The sequence below is a fragment of the Escherichia sp. TW14182 genome, assembly GCF_000208525.1.
Lineage (GTDB): Bacteria > Pseudomonadota > Gammaproteobacteria > Enterobacterales > Enterobacteriaceae > Escherichia > Escherichia ruysiae.
This window is the reverse complement of sequence record NZ_AEJZ01000516.1, coordinates 1-679: the sequence shown is the minus strand read 5'-3', so window position 1 is coordinate 679 and position 679 is coordinate 1. Positions and strand designations below refer to the sequence as shown.

Here is a 679-nt window from a genome sequence, read left to right as displayed (position 1 = left end):
ACGTGAGACTGACGAGCTTATAGAAAAAGCCATTGCTTTCAAGCGTGCGTATCGTCAGCAATATCAACAAAAAGCCGGATGGAATTATGAGTCTTCTTTTTGCTGAACGCCCACTGGTTATTAACACGCAGCTGGCGATGAAAATAGGTCTGAACGAAGCCATTGTGTTACAGCAGCTGCATTACTGGTTGAGAGATACCAGTTCCGGTATGGAATGTGACGGGGTTCGCTGGATTTATAACACAACAGAACAATGGCTGGAACAGTTCCCGTTCTGGTCAGAGTCAACGTTAAAACGCGCATTTGCAAGTCTGAAAGCGCTGGGGCTTTTGCGTTGCGAAAAGCTCAACAAATCAAAGCGTGACATGACTAATTTTTACACGATTAATTACGAGAGCGAGCTTTTAGATGGTGGCAAAGTGAGCGAATCCATCAGGTCAAAATGCGCCGCTCCATCAGGTCAAAATGACACGATGGAAGAGGCCAAAATGGCACGCTCCATTGGTTCAAAACGACCCAATGTCATCAGGTCAAAATGGCCTGATGATCTTACAGAGAATACAACAGAGATTACTACAGAGAATAAAAACACTTCTCGTCCGGAAGCTTCGCAACCGGACTCGCAGATGGCTGAACAGGATTTTTTAACCCGACACCCTGACGCGGTTGTGTTCAGTGC

At 45.9% G+C, this 679-nt stretch carries 2 pseudogenes; both read left to right on the top strand.

The annotated features are described in order from the left end of the window. A pseudogene (locus tag EQY_RS27170) lies at positions 1–106 on the top strand (toxin YdaT family protein); the annotation flags it as partial. Next, a pseudogene (locus EQY_RS0123810) lies at positions 87–679 on the top strand (hypothetical protein); the annotation flags it as partial. The pseudogenes EQY_RS27170 and EQY_RS0123810, both read left to right, overlap by 20 nt.